This window comes from Pseudomonas sp. LABIM340 (assembly GCF_040017195.2).
GTDB lineage: Bacteria > Pseudomonadota > Gammaproteobacteria > Pseudomonadales > Pseudomonadaceae > Pseudomonas.
The window spans coordinates 1,540,472-1,556,694 of sequence record NZ_CM200227.1 but is presented as its reverse complement, the minus strand read 5'-3'; the positions used below and the strand labels follow the sequence as shown (position 1 = coordinate 1,556,694).

The 16,223-nt window shown below is 54.4% G+C and carries 14 protein-coding genes; 1 reads left to right on the top strand and 13 read right to left on the bottom strand.

Annotation, left to right across the window (positions count from 1 at the left end; translation table 11 throughout):
- Positions 1 to 227: 227 nt before the first annotated feature.
- From ABKS89_RS07360 to ABKS89_RS07330, 7 genes are all read right to left on the bottom strand, one after another.
- On the bottom strand, positions 228 to 3,221 hold the full coding sequence (locus ABKS89_RS07360; RefSeq protein ID WP_348587860.1) for an AAA family ATPase: 2,994 nt from the start codon (positions 3,219 to 3,221) through the stop codon (positions 228 to 230).
- Complete coding sequence (locus ABKS89_RS07355; RefSeq protein WP_348587861.1) at positions 3,218 to 3,811, bottom strand: ABC-three component system middle component 1; 594 nt, start codon at positions 3,809 to 3,811, stop codon at positions 3,218 to 3,220. The genes ABKS89_RS07360 and ABKS89_RS07355 overlap by 4 nt, the downstream gene beginning before the upstream one ends.
- Positions 3,812 to 3,813: 2 nt before the next feature.
- Positions 3,814 to 5,766, bottom strand: a complete 1,953-nt coding sequence (locus ABKS89_RS07350) for an ABC-three component system protein (RefSeq protein ID WP_348587862.1) — start codon at positions 5,764 to 5,766, stop codon at positions 3,814 to 3,816.
- Positions 5,767 to 6,574: 808 nt separating this feature from the next.
- Positions 6,575 to 7,330, bottom strand: coding sequence for a FadR/GntR family transcriptional regulator (locus tag ABKS89_RS07345; RefSeq protein ID WP_348587863.1), 756 nt, complete (start codon positions 7,328 to 7,330; stop codon positions 6,575 to 6,577).
- 430 nt (positions 7,331 to 7,760) lie between these two features.
- On the bottom strand, positions 7,761 to 8,663 hold the full coding sequence (locus ABKS89_RS07340) for a SphA family protein (RefSeq protein ID WP_348587864.1): 903 nt from the start codon (positions 8,661 to 8,663) through the stop codon (positions 7,761 to 7,763).
- A gap of 106 nt (positions 8,664 to 8,769) precedes the next feature.
- Entirely contained in the window at positions 8,770 to 9,105 is a 336-nt protein-coding gene (locus ABKS89_RS07335; RefSeq protein WP_518300994.1) for a Rieske 2Fe-2S domain-containing protein, read from the bottom strand.
- A 24-nt stretch (positions 9,106 to 9,129) separates the two neighbouring features.
- The gene (locus ABKS89_RS07330) at positions 9,130 to 10,062 is read right to left on the bottom strand and encodes a VOC family protein (RefSeq protein ID WP_348587865.1); all 933 of its coding nucleotides are present in this window, start codon (positions 10,060 to 10,062) and stop codon (positions 9,130 to 9,132) included.
- 497 nt (positions 10,063 to 10,559) lie between these two features.
- Between ABKS89_RS07330 and ABKS89_RS07325 the strand changes: the two genes are divergently transcribed.
- Positions 10,560 to 11,165: a TetR/AcrR family transcriptional regulator gene (locus ABKS89_RS07325; protein ID WP_348587866.1), complete on the top strand. Its 606-nt coding sequence runs from the start codon at positions 10,560 to 10,562 to the stop codon at positions 11,163 to 11,165.
- A 54-nt stretch (positions 11,166 to 11,219) separates the two neighbouring features.
- Here the strand turns inward: ABKS89_RS07325 and kce are convergent, their stop codons facing one another.
- From kce to ABKS89_RS07295, 6 genes are all read right to left on the bottom strand, one after another.
- Positions 11,220 to 12,092, bottom strand: coding sequence for a 3,5-dioxohexanoate:acetyl-CoA acetone transferase (gene kce, locus ABKS89_RS07320; RefSeq protein WP_518301031.1), 873 nt, complete (start codon positions 12,090 to 12,092; stop codon positions 11,220 to 11,222).
- A 50-nt stretch (positions 12,093 to 12,142) separates the two neighbouring features.
- The gene (locus ABKS89_RS07315) at positions 12,143 to 12,682 is read right to left on the bottom strand and encodes a cupin domain-containing protein (protein WP_348587868.1); all 540 of its coding nucleotides are present in this window, start codon (positions 12,680 to 12,682) and stop codon (positions 12,143 to 12,145) included.
- 40 nt (positions 12,683 to 12,722) lie between these two features.
- A complete protein-coding gene (locus ABKS89_RS07310) occupies positions 12,723 to 13,196 on the bottom strand; it encodes a PaaI family thioesterase (RefSeq protein WP_348587869.1) in 474 nt (157 codons plus the stop codon).
- A gap of 7 nt (positions 13,197 to 13,203) precedes the next feature.
- On the bottom strand, positions 13,204 to 14,193 hold the full coding sequence (locus ABKS89_RS07305) for a fumarylacetoacetate hydrolase family protein (protein ID WP_348587870.1): 990 nt from the start codon (positions 14,191 to 14,193) through the stop codon (positions 13,204 to 13,206).
- A 21-nt stretch (positions 14,194 to 14,214) separates the two neighbouring features.
- A complete protein-coding gene (locus ABKS89_RS07300) occupies positions 14,215 to 15,051 on the bottom strand; it encodes an ABC transporter substrate-binding protein (protein WP_348587871.1) in 837 nt (278 codons plus the stop codon).
- Positions 15,052 to 15,286: 235 nt separating this feature from the next.
- A complete protein-coding gene (locus ABKS89_RS07295) occupies positions 15,287 to 16,222 on the bottom strand; it encodes a p-hydroxyphenylacetate 3-hydroxylase reductase component (RefSeq protein ID WP_348587872.1) in 936 nt (311 codons plus the stop codon).
- Between the last annotated feature and the right edge of the window lies 1 nt (position 16,223).

Below are 16,223 nucleotides of genomic sequence, written 5' to 3'. Positions count from 1 at the left end.
AGCCCGCGTAGTCATGATTTGTCCTCCACATGAGTGAAGGACTAGGGTGCATCGTGCGCGACCTGAGGGCCGCTTCCGGCCAGAAGCAGTCATACCCCAAGAGCTGTTTCGGCCCCAAGATGGCGGATCGATAGATGCGTACCTACCGCAGCGCGAAACCCAACCTCCGTGAGGTCTTGGCTTGCGCTCAGCTTGCATTTAAATCGAGGCCCGAAAAAATATCCGCATTATTGAATGCGTTGTTTCCAGCTCCCTGCTTGCGCAGTGACGCCATCTTCAGTCGGCACAAGCGTCCAGATCTTGGCCTCAATTCCGTCGTTTTGCAGCTTGCGCATGAAGTAACGAGCCTGCAGAGCATCATGGGTAGCGATAACGACCTGGAAACCATGATCAACGATGTAGTCACGCAGTAAATCGAAAACCGCAGAGGCATGTACCAGGTCGTGATGCTGAGTCGGGTCATCCAATAACAGTGCTTTCCAAGGAGACCACTGATGACTCATCGCCATTGAGAGCAGGAAGGTCAGCTGAAGATCCGTCAACTGTGCCTCACTCGCGATATCAGGTACCGGTACCGCTTTATTGCCAAGCGGTACAGAAACGCCGGCACGATCCTTGTTATACAAGTTGAAGAATTTCAGGCTTGCCTCGTGGAACCTGGACTCTCGCACAACACGCTTTAGCAGCGCCTGCCAGCGGGGTACCACCTTGCCGACATGCTTCTGAACATTCTCAATTTCTTTCTTGAGTGAGCCGTCCAGCAAATCCATCGCGTCCGAGATCAAGGATAACCCCAAGAAGCTGGAGCGTGCCGCGTTGATGCTGTCATTGAGGTACGCTTCGAAGGCCTCTTCTGATCGGTCAAGACGCTGAGCATCAATCAACCGCTGAGCCAGTTGTGATTCGTTCAGCTTGGCCCAAGCAGAGATCTCCACCCCAATGCCTTCGAGTGCTGAAACATACCCCTCCAGAAGGGTCAACGTAGCGCGCAGCGTCGCTTCACGGGCCTGCGCAGCTTCCGCAAGTGGGTCGCCGGTCAAATCCTGCTCTTGCCAGCTCGCCCGGATTTGAAGAAGGAGCGTTTGAACACTTCTGATTTCTTCCTCAATTCCCTTGACTGCGGTTAATGACACAGCCAACTGATGCTGCTGGGTGCCTAGGGCGGATTGCACAGTCTCAACCTTCCCGTTCAGATCACTGATCTGCTGTTCCAGCTGCGCTTTTTCTGCAGTGAGTTGCTCAAGCGTACGAGCCAGCGGTTCTCCAGAGGTGAGGGCGGCCAGTGCGGCAACTGCTTGATCCAGCCGCGTAGACGCTTCGCTCTGTTGAGCTCGGGCCAAGTCGAGCATGTGCTGTGCCGAGTTGGAGGCCCCCTCGGTTTGTTCAAAGGCTTCAGGGGAAGGGAGAGCGTCCAAAGCCGCTCGCTGATCAGTCAAACGCTTTTTGGCAGGAGCAATACCATCGAGTTGCTCCCTGAGCGACTCCGTTGCCAACGGGAGCGAGTCACTAGCCAAAATCGGATCGGTACGAAACTGCGCAACTCGTCGTCCCAGATCCTGGCGGCTGGCCTCCAAAGCACCCAGCTCCATTCGGCTGAGGTCTAGTACTTGCTGCGCTTTCTCAACCGCGACCTCACTGGCCGTCAACGCTTCTACAGCAGCTCGCAATTGCTGCTCAGCTGCAATCAAACTCGGATTGATCGCTTCAAGGGCCTGAGCCACACGGGACTGAAGCTTGGCTGCACCATGCGGCTCCAGGCAAAGCGGGCATTGATCTTGGTCAGCGGGAAGATGTTGCGCTATGGATGCAACGGCCTGACGGATTGCGTCGGCGGAAGAACTGAGCATCTCATAAAGTGATCGGGCAGTGGCCTCCGCAGCTTTACACGTCTCATACGAGGAACGTTCGGCATCCCGATCGATGCTCTGTCTATCGATAAGCTCTCCGAGAGCCGTGATTTGCTGAACAACCTCGCCGATTCGCTGCTCAGTGGCCTGCCAGTCGGCAAGCATTAGACGGCCCGCCTCCAAGCGCTGCTCAGTCTGGTTAATGCCATGAAGCTGGGCGTCAATCTGAGCATGCTGGTTGCGAACCCGTTGGTTGCGCTCATGCTGCTCGCGAAGTACACGAGAATCTTCTTCAGCCTCGCGTAGGGCAGCAATCGCTGACGTCAATGCTTCATTTCGGTGAGCGATCTCCTGTTTTGCAGTGGTTTCTCCAATCAGGCGCTCAAGTTGCTGCCCGATCCTGGTAAGTTCTTGCTGTGCAGAGTGGATACTGGCCTGATGCTCCAGCAATGCGGCATTGCCGTCAGCCCTCGTGTTCGCGTGTTTATCGAGTGTCTGACTCGCTGCCGTGAGGTCTTCATTGAGCTTTTCGAGCTGCTCCTGCGCCGCAACAAAGCTTTCAACAAGATCGAATACCAAGGCAAGGCTTGAAATATGCGCCCGAGTCCGCTCGACCTTCCCTTGCAAGATCTCGGTCAATGCGGAGTGTGAAATCGTCAGCCCCTCCTGGCTTACAGGCCCGGTCAATAAACCAGGTGGAATCTGGCTCAGGCTTTGCGTCTGGTTTGCAGCGTCAGAGAGAGCGTCGGCAATTCGATCGCGCGGTCTTAATGCACCTACTGCACCGGCAGCAGCGATGTCACGCTCCTGAAGTAGTCGAGTCCACTCGTTCAAATCAGTCTCATGCCCAATCAACACTTCTTCCGCACGGGCTTTTTGCTCCGTCAGCGACCGTCGTACGGCAGCGAGGTTGGCGCGAGCTTTAGAACCGTCGCGACCAATCGGCAGCTTCGCCAACTGGGATCCGGCTTCCTTTTCTTCTGCATTAACGATCCACCCGTTCTCCCTCTGATCCAAGAGGTGGGTTAGACGCAGCAAGAATGGGATGTCATTTGCAGACACATTAGGGAAGACGCTGCTCAAGTCTCCGTCCCGGCTGACCTCGCCCGCTGCAGTCACGCGTGATGTCGCAGTTAACTCAGAAAAACTCAGACTGACTGTCGCTGCCGCCTGATCATCACGAATGATGTGGGCAAGGTCGTCACGGAGACGCGCGATTTTCCCAGTTAGGCCAAACTCGATCGCCTCGAATACCGTTGTTTTGCCAGTACCATTTGGTGCGAGCAAAATAGTCGCTCCGGGACTCAGCTCGATGGTGACGTCCGACCCGAATTTGCGCAGGTTCGACAGAGTGATTGAATTCAACTTGCTCACGACTGAACCTCGCTTTCACTCAGCGAATCGGTAAGAACACGCACCACATCCGCTCCGTTTTGGTTGGTCAGAAGCTGCGTTTTCCAAGCGGCGATGTGTGGAGCAGACCAAGGGTGTGCGTTGGACAGCGTGTTCAGCGCCGACACCAATGGATCGCTCAGCGTCTCGACATCGCCAGCGGGATCCAAGACCGCCAAGAATGTCCGGTTAAGAAAATCACCAGCTGCTTCAGATTCGCGCACAACAACCTTGCGGCAAAATCTGTCATCAGTCTCAATCCGCGCAGCGTCATCCTTGGCGATACCGCTGATCATCAGAAACATATAGAGGTCGGCAGTCTCTGGTTCGGGCAGCACATCCCGGACATCGGCGGCCCACTGGTTGGCTGCCTGAAGGGCAGTCAGCGGAAGCTCGATGAGCAGAACCGTCCGCCAGCCCGCCCGTTCGATGTGGGAGCGCTTGAGTCGAAGAACATGCGAGTCGTAGTCGACCTCAGGCAGCATGAGCTCCGTTACGTCCTGGGGACACACGTCATACCGACCCTCTACACGCTGAATGATTGCGCCAGCCACTTCCTGCAGTGTCAGCATGATTAGTGTCCTTCCCCATGAGCTTCGATTGCTGCTTCACGCGCGTCGCGCCAAGCATCCCAATGACGTTGGAATTGCTGCTTTAGCTGGGCGAGTGTCCCGTTACGCAAATGCTTGAGCACCCCAAATCGTGTCACCAGCAGCCTGGGCTGGCGCTCAGCCGCCATGCTGTTACTGGTCTCAAAATCATCAGCCATACCGGACTCAAGCAAGCTCGTGGGAGACCCTTCGACGCCCGCGAGAATGACTACCGCCGCTGGTGAAGGCCCCAAAATGGCCATCAGGTCGTCGGCAACAGGCCTGGCACCGCTGTGGTCGCCTGATGCGCCTGACCAGTTCTGCAACGCAATGCTGAGAACATCGCCAACGTCAGGGATTTCGCGCCAATTGCCATCGTCGTTACCGATTGCGACGCAAACCAGAAGCAGCATCAGAATGGCGGTTTCCAGCAGGTCTGCAGTGCGAGGCCCGACGCGCAGCGCGTGTTTCCCATCTAAGCCTTCTGTTTTGGGGTACATGAGTTGTTCTAGCAGTGACTCACGCGCAGCGGCGTCGGCTGTTAGCTCAGAGGCCCAAGAGCGCCACTTCGGTTCCAATGCTGCCAGTAATGGGATGTCGGATACCGAGTTCAACCTGGTCGTGATGCGGGCTTGTAGCTGCTCCCACACAAGATCGTTCATTGCCCGGTGAAGTGCTGAAGATTCATCTCGCGTCTCCAGGATCGACGAGATTTCGCGACCCGACGCGCAAGACAGCGCCTCTGAATTGTCTATCCAAGGAAGCTCATCAAGATCACTCTCGCTGATCCCAAGCGTTCTACCCAACTCATTCCCAGCGCCTTGGCGCCAAAGCGGCTCACCCAGAAGCAGGCAATGGCTGCCGCTCTTCAAGTGCAGGGCTAGGCGAAGGATGGCCGAGTGGAGGGCCACGGTATTTGGCGTAGGCGGGCAATAGGTAGCGTGCAACCGCAGCTTTCTGTTGTTACCGCCCGCTGTCCAGTGGTGACCGACCACTTCCGTGGCAGCATGGGCCGCTGGCAAGCTCGTCGTACCATTCAAGTTGTGGGTACCGGCGACCATCCAACTGGATCCAGCCTGCGGCCTCATGAGGTATTGCGTCCAAGTCACAGCATCTGACCGGCGTGCGTCTTTGAGATGGTTGGCCATCGCGTGACAGCTGATGGCGTTAACATCCGTGGTACTTGTAGAAATGTACCCCACCAGCTTCTCAAGGGTCGCCCGCGAATCATAAAAGTGCCGTCCTAACGACTCGCACGCACGCTCTTCAAGGTTCTCTTCGCTCCCTACGGCATGGATCGTAAGTGTCCGCATGGTTTGTCGAACATGATCCCAGTCGGTAAAGCCACACCAGGTCGTCAACCATTTATAGACGTTTTGCGTTGGGGTATCGGGGCGGCTAGATAGGGCAGCCAGAGCAAGACCGTCCTGCTTGCAGAGTCGACAAAACTCGTGCAGGTGATTGGCGGTGATGAAGTCACTTGGCTTACCCTTGATGACAACGTCCAGGCCGAGCAGGATGAGTGAAAAAGCGCGGGCTGGCGGCTGCTTGGACTGGGGTGTGAGACTCCAGGCAGACAAGCTCTTCATGGCCTTATCGAGCTCAGAGTCGATAGCGCTATCGGGCGGGACAACTGGCGTTGCACTTGCTGCTGCCTTGTTGCCGGCCTTGGGTTTATAGGACTTGATGTAGTCGGCTTTATCGATGTGCTTATCGCTGAAGGGTGTCGTCTGCCGCTTGATCTGGAAGTGCTCGTAATGCTCATCCGCATGGTAGATGACCACGTCATCCCATTCGCCGATACCACCTTGTTCGGCACCGATCAGCAACGGTGCAGAGCGCCCATCTAGGTAATTGTCCACCATGTCCGACAAACGTTGAGCTATTACCAGCTTCTCGTAGCGGCCTTTTTGCTCAAGCCGGAACCTTCGTATCATTCTGAATCCCTTCAAGCATTTCGGCACCCAAGGCACCGGCGGCAGGTGGCAGGTGGCAGGTGGCAGGTGGCCACATACTAGCGAGACGGTTTGGCCGAAGAAACAGGGCTCCCGCCGCCTCCCCGTATTCTCGAGGACTATGCCACGCTATTTGGCTGCGCGACTCAAGATGACGTCTTGCGCCACCTTGAGACATTGACGTTGAAGAAGCGCCGGGCAAACAAGCAACCCTGCCCCTGCTCCTGCCTTTACGGACGAAAGCTCGTGAAGTGCCGCACTCATCAAGTTATGGTGATGCTTCGAGCTACGGTGCCGAAGAAGCTATTCAAAGAATCGTTAGCTGCGATTTAACACACCACGCAGGCAGACCTCTCTGAGCGCAGGTTTACCCTTGCGCTATTAAAGGTCGCCAACCACGCCGTCCGCACACGGGTATCGGTCCATCCCACCGTATGCCGCTGGACACCCGTCATCTCATCACGCACCTGTTAGGGCCACGAAGCGGCCCCTAGGCACAGTCGAAGATGCTGCTGATGCGGCCAGTTTTTGTTGGGCAATCCGTTCATGACCGGCACCACACTCTCGCCAGATGGGGCTACACCTTACGTTGGCTGGCAAGAGCCAAGACTCATCATCTGTTATCGACCAGAAGCGGGCACAAAAGGCCTCGTATTAACCACAACAAAAGCCAGAAGGCATTGGTGTCAGATCGCTGCCTCGCTGAGACGATCCTGCGCAGCAGGCCACACCAGATCACCATCCGTCGCTATCCCCGTTGAGTCGTCCGAAAATGGACCATAACCACGGTTCACGCTGTTAAGGGACAATGTGTCTGGACCGCTTCGTAAGCCTGACCAAACAGCGCTTTACTGCGACTCAGGTGCAGACGCATTGCCATTCTTGCCCCTTCAGCGTCACGAAGTGCAATAGCGGCGTAAATCGCTTCGTGCTCATATTGCAGACGCTGCATGTAACTCGCTTGATCTCGATGAGCTAGACGTGCGGAATCAATACGTGAGCGCGGGATAACGCTGCTACCCAAATGGTGGACAAGGTCCGCGAAATAGCGATTTCCGCTTGCCTGGGCAATGCAAAGGTGAAATCGAAAGTCCGCCAACACCGCGCCAATTGCATGTGTGGATTTATCGTTGAGCTCGTCCAACGCGCCCCGCATGTCAGCCAGCTGCGCATCGCTACGTCGTTGTGCAGCCAAACCGGCTGATTCCACTTCAAGGGCAACACGCAGCTCCAGCACATCTAACACTTCACGAACAGTGTTCATGGCTGCGACATCGATCAGAAAGACATCAGTCAACGGGCTCAGCACAAAAGTACCGATCCCATGCCGTGTCTCAACCAGTCCCGCCGCCTGCAGCCGAGAAATAGCCTCACGAACTACGGTACGGCTAACCCCGTGCTCGGCCATGAGCTGCGACTCAGTCGGCAGTTTGTCACCGCGACTGAGCTCGCCTGTGCGTATGCGCTCACTTAGCGCAGTCATCAGTTGCTGCGCCAAGCTACGCAATTTGACTTTGAAGTCTCCTGGCACCTGATGCTGCGTCATTGTGGCTCCTACCGACCGGAAGCGGGCACCGAGCGTCGAAAAAATCGGTGGTCAAGCATCTTATAACAGTTACCGGGAACACCTCGCCAAATACACCTGCTTAAAGTGGGCACCGACGATGGATAAGATATTCAAGGCATAGATAAACTGTCCTATTTACTCCGTGGTTGCTAGGCGGCGGAAACCAAAGGAATCAAGACCTAGAAATTTAACTGTTCCCCCTAGGTAATCCTTCAGTGGCGACAGCCACTGCTATAGCGCTGAGCGGAAATTCGACATACGCGGAGCAAAGGTGTGGAAACCTACAATATCGAGCCTGTGATCTAGAAAGCCTGCTCCCACCTCCAATGAGGCAGGGCTCAGCTTTAGATCGTGGTATCTCACAATAGAAAGGCCCATCCACAGAAGCTGGGCCTTTCTATGGAAAGGATCAATATTTCATGAAACCGTTCAGCATGATGATATCTCCCTCGGAGGTATTTCGAGAGTAAATATCATTTTGGTATGCAGCTACGACACCCCACTCACGAGTTCCGTAACCGATCTGCGGACCAATCTTGGTGCTCCGACTGCGGTTTCCAACATCGTGACCGTGAGATTGGTCGTCGTTCAACTGGGTGGAGACAAAACCACCGACGCCTGCCAACCAATTTTGCGTCACGTGATAGTTCAAACCATAGTCAGCAACCAACTGAACGCCCGACTGGTAGTCCGTATCGTTGTTTTCGAAGCTATAGTTCAAGCTGATTTTAGAGCTCAACTCGAGACGTTCCATCGGGAACCAAGTGAAGGCATACCCAAAATAGAGCGCCCGGCTGTTATTACCTGCGTTTACAAGCGCATTCTTGTCGTACTTCCCCCATGGCTCAATCAGCTCGATATCGATGTTATGCATGTACGTTGCAGACATCCAGCTAACCAAGAATCCAAACATAGGGTCCGCAATACCACTGACAGAATCACGCTCATACGGACCAAGGGCTGGAATGTTGATGTGAGCCTCTACATACGGTAACGCAGCCTGCAGAGAAATATCCCCACCCATAAACTTTGGGCCATCAAGGGTATGAACAACCCGGATTGCGTGTGCGTGAACACGCCCTTTAGCCTTAGGGAAAACCTTATCGCCGTCATTGTCTCTGATTGAGTCAATATCAATAAGCTTGTTGTATGTGTAGAAGTGGGTTTCGCCTGGAGCGCCCACGATCCCGTTCATCACTGTCACGGTACCAGAAGGGTAACTGGACGTACCATTTTCCAGCGCATATACGTGCGAAGCCAACAAGGAACCGATCAAACAGGCGACAGCTTGCAAAGCACCGATACGTTTCATGGAGAGACTCCTTTTTTGTTTTTGTTCTAATGAGATTTGAGCCACCCGGACAATAGACTCCCTACCCAGCCAACCTTGGAGCATGGCAAAAGCTAAGAGAACTATTCTAGGTGTTTATTACGAATACATTACCGTCCTTATCTACTTCCACAGACAAAGCGGTTAACTTCTCCCCTAGGCAAGGGCCGTGAATACAAACACCGGTCTCAACTTCAAACAGCGCCCCATGACCATGACAGACGATAAACTTGGACTCACCATCGAGGTATTGTCCCTTCTTCATCGGCAGTGGCGAACCTGGCCAGTGAGGGCAGGAATTTCGATATCCAAATATCGTTCCAGACTTATTAACCAGAAAGATATCGTCTTTTCCAAACGCTGAATATCGGAACCCAATTGAAGTTCCGGGCAAGACATCATCGATATGGCAAATTCTATCCACAGGGTCTTACCCGAATTGACCTTCTTAGTGCGGATCACCACCTGGGGCCCATTGCTCACGCCAGTGGAACAGGAAGATCTGGGAGTTATCCATGATGCCGGGGGCAATCCGTGGTTCCCAGTTGTCGTCGTGCTGATCCATATCCGCGTCGTACTCGATATGGCAGCCCATTGGGGTGTTGAAATACCAGAACCAGTTGGAGCCGAAACGGTGGCGACCAGGTCCCCAGAATGTCTCGTAACCCTTCTCCATCATGGCAGAGCCAGCAGTGAGAACTTCGGTTGGCCCCCCCATGTGGAAGGTGAAATGCTCACAACCCTGCAGCTGCGGTGGGGTCTGGATGAAGAACAGAGTGTGGTGTTCAAAGGTACCTGCCGGACGCAGGAAGGGGCCCATGCCGACAAACTTGTCAGTCAGCTTGAAACCAAGTCGATTGGTGTAGAACGCCTCAGCCTTCTCGATGTCGGGAACAAAGAAGACGACGTGAGAAAGCGAACGCGGGCGGGCATCGATGGGGGTAGCAACATCGGACGGAACGCCAGTGACGTTTGCGGGGCGGCGAGTATCGCCGGGGGCGTTCACAACCTCTGCGGGCAGATCGAGCGGCTTGCGAACGGTAACCTGAAAGCCCAATGCGAAGCCAAGGTCGTCCACCAGCTCCAGGGAGCCATCGGCAAGGATCTTAACCTCACGCTCGCCTTCGAACTCTTGCTTAATCTCTTGGAGTACCGAGGCGTCTTTAACGCCATAGACGGTCTTGCGCAACATGTTGGCGGTCGGAAGATCCCAGGCAGGCAGAGAAGGATCGTTGCGATGCTTCAGCTCAACGCCGGTGCCGTCCAGGGCTTCGAAACGACCGTTGCCGACAGGCTTCAGGCCATAGTCAGTCAGAAATTGCTCGCAGAGAGCAACGTCATCCACACCAAAGACGAGCGTATCCGGGCCAATAATATTCATTCGATCACCTTTTTATTATTCATCGTGCCGTCGGTCCGACTAGCGGGCTCGCAGAGACCCGCCAGTGGCTCATACATGAAAGGCCTGCGCTCTTGCGATCACCTGCCGCCATATTCTGCCAACGCTTACTGCCTCTCTGCGCACCCAATCGTGACCACCTGCCAGACGGATGCACTGAGCTGCACTTTTAATCATCACTCATGGTACAAACCGACCCTCCAAGGCATCTAGGCAGATACTTCCTCAGCGGGCCGCGTGAACCTGGCCTGGATCTTGGGAGCCGAAAACCAATCTATACGGCACGTACCGTTTTGTAAAGCCATTTGCTAGACTAAACAACGTGAGACCGACAGCAGCCAGATTGTCGCTCCTAACCCCAAGACTCACGCGCCGCGGTAGCAAAACCGAAGCGCTGACAATATACTGACCGATTCGTCTCGTAAGCATCTCCAAAGCGAGCTGCACGAGCGTTTTAGCCAAATCGAAAGGACGGATGCATGCAGGTTAAGAAGACCGCATCGAACGAAAAAACATCGGTCGGCCGCCCCCGCAGCGAGGCTACTCGCCGCCAGATTCTCAACGCGACCATCGCCCTTCTCCAGGAAAAATCCATTCAGGCCATCTCTATCGAAGCGATCGCACGAGAGGCCGGGGTGAGCAAGGCAACAATCTATCGCTGGTGGGACTCCAAGGCGTTGGTTGTGATCGATGCCTTCATGGAGAACCACCTGGTTAAGACAACCATTCCCCGCGAGCTCGGCCCACGAGAAGCACTGGCTTACCACTTCAAATCTTTGGTCGAGCAGTATTCAGGCTGGCCAGGACGCCTGGTTGCCCAGATCATCGCTGAAGGGCAATCGGATCCTTCGATATTGCGAGCCTTCCGTGAGCGCTTCCATTATGGTCGTCGAGCCGTCGTGCGCGAAGTGCTTGAAGACTGGAAGGCGAGTGAAGAAATTCCCGCAGACACCAACATCGAGATTCTCATGGACGTGATCTACGGTGCGGTCTACATGCGCCTCATGCTGGGCCACGCCCCCCTCGACGAGGCTTTTGCCGAGTCGCACATCGCCTACGTGTATCACCTGCTCGGCATCAATTAATGCATAAAAAAAAGCCGGCCATAAGGCCGGCAAAGAGGTAGACAAACCTCGGACTTAGAACGCTGTGTTGTCCTTACCTTTCAGGGCCAGGATTTCACGCGCCTCCGCCGGAGTCGCGATTTCAATCCCAAGGCCCTCAAGAATTTCCCTGATTTTGCGCACCTGCGCAGCATTCGATACTGCGAGCTCGCCACGGCCGATGTACAGGCTGTCCTCCAGACCTACGCGCACGTTCCCACCCAGGATTGCGCTGATTGTCGACAGCGGAATTTGATCCTTCCCGGCCCCGAGCACAGACCAGTGATACTTGTCGCCAAACAGGCGATCTGCGGTCCGCTTCTGATGCAACACGTCCTCGATGTGCGAGCCGATGGCACCGCGCAAACCGAAGATGGTTTGAATGAACAGCGGTGGCTTTACCAGGCCCTGATCAAGGAAGTACTTCAGGGTGTAGAGATGGCTGACGTCGTAGCACTCGAACTCGAAGCGACTTCCCGCACCGCCGATCGTTTTCAGGATCCACTCGATATCCGCGTAGGTGTTTTTGAACACCAGGTCTTTGGTCGCCTCAAGGTGCTGGACCTCCCAGTCATACTTCCACTCCCTATCCTTCTTGGCCATCTCAGACAGGTTGAGGTTGATCGACCCCATATTCAGTGAACACATCTCAGGCTGCAGATCGATGCCGGCAGCGGCACGCTCATTGATTGGCATGCCCGGACCACCACCACCGGTGGAGATGTTCACGATCGCATCAGTTTCTCGCTTGATGCGGCCGACAAACTCGCGGAATACCTCAGGGCTACCAGTAGGACGACCATCCTCCGGGTTTCGCGCGTGAAGGTGAACAATGGCAGCACCGGCCTTAACCGCCTCAATCGCCTGCTCGGCAATTTCATCGGGAGTCACCGGGAGGTAAGACGACATCGAGGGTGTGTGCGCGCCACCGGTGATAGCAGCGGTAATGATCGCTTTTTTCACAGTTCCTCTCCTTCATTGAGAGCCAAGAGGACGAAGAGCATCCGGCAGTTCTTGCCCGATCGGTTCGACCAGCTATGGTTGGTGGCTCGCTGAATCAGAACGTCGCCAGCCTTCATTAGCGACTCACCTTGATCGAGCATCGCGTAGATCTCGCCCTCAAGGACTACTGCGTAATCCAGCGACTCGGTTTTGTGGAACCAGAAGTGCCGTGGTTGCGCTTTGTCACGAACACCTTCTTTGTCGAGAAACTCGAGAAGCTTCTCTTTGTCGTACGACTCATCTGGCGGAAAGTCGACGATCCGCAGCAGTGAACCGCCCTCAGAATGGAAGCCGAACTTGTGCCCCGCCGGCGCAGGCTCATCGCCAACCGCACGACCCTCACCAGTTGCCCATAGCACCTGGGCTACAGGCTTTCCGGGCTCGGCAATGACGTTCAACGCATGGCCATCGCTAACGATGATGGATTCACCTTGCTCGTTGTGACCGGTAACAATTCGTCGAGCTGCTGCGTAACCCACGTTTGCCGGTTTATTCATAACCCCTCCAAAGAAACGGGACGTTTCGTATGCTATACGATTAAATTTTTTTACCGCTCGGAGTAACATCCATTACAAAGAATGTTGCCGAGGCATTAGCTATTAACGAATTTCTTTCAAGGTCATGGACCTCACTTCTAGCAAAAGCAACTTGTCGACCAACACGATCAACAGTCCCAGTAACCTTAAGAAGCTTAGGAGTTGCCGCAGACTGCATGTTTACTGTGATACTGGTTGTAGCGCAGGTCTTGCCAAATGGGAGCTTACTAAGCACCGCATAAGCCATTGCATAGTCCAGCATTGTCATCAACGTACCACCTGAAACAACACCATTCCCCTGAATTGCTTTAGGCGTAACTAAGAAACTGAATTCCAACTCACCTGGAGATCCATAGACTAATCGAGCACCCAGTTCTTTCAGCCCCTCAGTTGTTTCTAGCGCAACATCGAAAATCTGCTCCGATATAATTTTCTCGAGCAGTGCACGATCGGGGTTATCATTAAGAGTTTGCATATTCGGCTCACCCAGCTTTGGCAACGCACTTCTGGCGTTGATAGCCCAATCCAGAAATCTCACCCCACATTACGTCACCTTCAGCGAGATAACGATTGTAATGGGTACCGTTACCGGCAGGAGAACCAGTGCAGATAATGTCGCCAGGTAAGAGCCTTGCGTACTTGGAGATGTACGCGATTTGCTTTTCAATATTAAATAGCATATCTGCAGTAGTCTCATCCTGCATTGTTGCTCCGGAAACCGTGAGCTTCATAAGCAGATCGTACGGGTTCTGGATGAAGCACTTAGGCACAACGTAAGGCCCCAGAGGCAGGAAACCCGGTTGCCCTTTCGAGCGGAACCAGTCGGTACCGAGCATTTTATAATCGGTTCGCGGAATCAGGTCGCGTGCAGAGATATCATTTACGATCGTATAACCTGCCACATAATCCATCGCATCCGCTTCGCGGATGTTGTATCCCTCCTTACCTATCACGACTGCCAACTCCAACTCCCAGTCGGGTTTTTCAGTAGTTGGCGGCAAAATCAGATCATCATAGGGGCCGGAGATCGCGGACACTGGTTTGGTAAATACATACGGCTCGCCGTTAGCGACCCGATTGTCCATCATCTCCTCAGCCCACTTCTTAAGCTCTTCTTTGCTTAGCCCTTCTGGTCCGACATTGGCATCTACGGTCATATCGACCACGTGCTTTCGATAGTTTGCGCCAGTGCAGAATACTTGGCGAGGAAGATCTACTGCTGGATGAAACTTTAGATGGCTCTCATCACACCATTCGGTAGTATCAACTTTTTCCACCAGTGCCTTGAGTGTCTGGAAGGAACTGGACCACGATTCGAGAAGAGCGAGTACGCTTTTCCCACCAAGCTGCGGCAAGCCGTACTCTTCTGCCAGCCTGGAAATCGGAGCAACCTTCCGATCCACCACCAGGCCTGCGAATTTCTCAGAATTTGCATTTCGAGTAGAGAACGTACCCAATGCGAACTTTTTCATGCCCACTCCAAATTTATTATGTCAACCAAGGTATACAACTTGATCGTACGTAGCATCCGATCCGATAAGCCCAAGCAACCGCCGATGCTCGATTAGCAGATTTACGCCACGCTCATCAGGAGTAAGTGATGCAGGGACCGACTTAACCATTGCGTTAATAGCAGCTTCAGGAAGCCCTTCGCTGGAAAGACTATTCCGGAGCCTTTCCAGATTCGCGGGAAACAGAGCGATGCTCTCGGAAAGGTTTTTCAACCACATCTGTATGCCTGGATTCGAGAACAACGATGACTTTCTGACAACCAGCCCCTGCCCAGGGAACTGGGGGTAAGACGCCTGCACCTCAGCCACCTTGCGCATCCCTTCCTTGACTGCGAGAGCATCATACGGTGGGCCAAGCAGAGTGGCATCGCCATCCCCTTTCAACAGCGACACAAAGCGTTCTTTGACACCGCCCACTGGGGCAAGCGTGTAGTCAGGCAGATTCAAACCTGCTTGATTCAGCATTGCCCTGAGGGCAATGACAAACCCATTTTCAGGGGCATCAACCAGGATCTTTGCACCACTGAGATCGCCGATACTTTTGATGGTCGGGGAGGCAACGATGGACAGTGGCGTCGTATTCTCGACCTGAGCCACTATGACGAAATCCTTGGGGCCGGGCCGATGATTCCAATGGAAGACGTTGTCCATTGAGGTGACGACGGCATCAACGCTTCCGTCCAAGAGCGCAGCAAACTGCTCATCTGAAGATTGGGTCCGGCTCGTCTCAACCGACAAACCCGCGCACGCTCTCCAGGAAGCAGCAACTGCGATCGCAGGAGGCACAAACCACATTACGCGAAGTGTGTGACTGGTCATTTTTTGTTCTCGTTCTACCCTGGCCAAATATAATACTGTACGTATCGTATTGTCAAACGAGCAAAATCCAGCCTCCAAGCAGCTGAAAAGCCATAAGAATCAGCGAGTAATGGCAAAACTGCATACCACCAGAAACGGCAGATGCAGCGCATCTGGAAAATATTCGCCCGCACACCAAAAAGGGAGGCGACCGTAAGCCCCTCCCTTCTGGCAACTGCCCTGCCAGCTCCCCGGCTTAGCCGCTAGCGATCAGACCGCACAGCACGGACTTAAAGCCCTCGAGCTGCTCTGGAGTAAATTGAGCGAAGACCTGTGCTTGCTGCTCTTCAGCGATACTCCACAGCGTTTCAGCCTGGTCTTGACCCGCCGCAGTCAACGAGCAGTCGTCTTCACTTCTCTGCACCAAGCCTTTGCGCTCCAGGTTGGCTCGAGCCTCCTCAATCTCCCGCAATGGCATCGCCACGAGCTGCTGAAGTGCAACAGTACTCAGGCTGGCGTCCCTCTCCATGACCATCAGCATGCGTGCCTCACTAGTACGCAGGCCGCTTGCCAGCTGGCGTGGCTGATAATCAGCCTGATAGCAGCGCACAGCTTGAGTCATGAGGTAGTAGAGGTTGTGATTCAAGCGGCCCTGGAAAGCGGTTCGAGGTAAACCAGCTTGGGCTTCACGCAGCCTGGGATGAGGCAGAACACTGGAGTACACGCCCTGGTGGTAAAGCAGAGGTGCCCGTCCTAAATCGTCAAATGCCACAACCCGACCTATCAAGATCCAGTGGTCCCCACCATCCACACGCTGATGCATCTCACACTGAAAGCGCGCAGCGCAATCCGGCAACAGCGGAGCTCCTCCAGCCCCTTTTTCGCAATTGACTCCAGCGAATTTATCGGGGCTTTGGCGAGCAAATTGGTTAGACAGATCAATCTGATCCGCAGCCAGCACATTTACTGCGTAGTGGCTGGCTCGGTTGAATACGTCCAGGCTGCTCGCGCGCTTATCGATACTCCAGAGCACCAAGGGCGGATCCAGAGAGACCGAGTTGAAGCTGTTGGCGGTCATGCCAACACGCTCGGCACCGGCGGCCGCAGTCATTACGGAAACGCCGGTGGCGAAGTTACCCAAAGCACGCCGGAAGGCACGCGGGTCTAGGCCCACTTCGTTGTTCTGATTCATG

What these genes read in the sequence shown, in the direction of transcription:
- ABKS89_RS07355 (WP_348587861.1), bottom strand. Translation starts at nt 3,811, where the DNA reads ATGCTGACACTGCAGGAAGTGGCTGGCGCAATCATTCAGCGTGTAGAG.
- ABKS89_RS07350 (WP_348587862.1), bottom strand. Translation starts at nt 5,766, where the DNA reads ATGATACGAAGGTTCCGGCTTGAGCAAAAAGGCCGCTACGAGAAGCTG.
- ABKS89_RS07345 (WP_348587863.1), bottom strand. Translation starts at nt 7,330, where the DNA reads ATGACGCAGCATCAGGTGCCAGGAGACTTCAAAGTCAAATTGCGTAGC.
- ABKS89_RS07340 (WP_348587864.1), bottom strand. Translation starts at nt 8,663, where the DNA reads ATGAAACGTATCGGTGCTTTGCAAGCTGTCGCCTGTTTGATCGGTTCC.
- ABKS89_RS07330 (WP_348587865.1), bottom strand. Translation starts at nt 10,062, where the DNA reads ATGAATATTATTGGCCCGGATACGCTCGTCTTTGGTGTGGATGACGTT.
- ABKS89_RS07325 (WP_348587866.1), top strand. Translation starts at nt 10,560, where the DNA reads ATGCAGGTTAAGAAGACCGCATCGAACGAAAAAACATCGGTCGGCCGC.
- kce (WP_518301031.1), bottom strand. Translation starts at nt 12,092, where the DNA reads ATGTCGTCTTACCTCCCGGTGACTCCCGATGAAATTGCCGAGCAGGCG.
- ABKS89_RS07315 (WP_348587868.1), bottom strand. Translation starts at nt 12,682, where the DNA reads ATGAATAAACCGGCAAACGTGGGTTACGCAGCAGCTCGACGAATTGTT.
- ABKS89_RS07310 (WP_348587869.1), bottom strand. Translation starts at nt 13,196, where the DNA reads ATGCAAACTCTTAATGATAACCCCGATCGTGCACTGCTCGAGAAAATT.
- ABKS89_RS07305 (WP_348587870.1), bottom strand. Translation starts at nt 14,193, where the DNA reads ATGAAAAAGTTCGCATTGGGTACGTTCTCTACTCGAAATGCAAATTCT.
- ABKS89_RS07300 (WP_348587871.1), bottom strand. Translation starts at nt 15,051, where the DNA reads ATGACCAGTCACACACTTCGCGTAATGTGGTTTGTGCCTCCTGCGATC.
- ABKS89_RS07295 (WP_348587872.1), bottom strand. Translation starts at nt 16,222, where the DNA reads ATGAATCAGAACAACGAAGTGGGCCTAGACCCGCGTGCCTTCCGGCGT.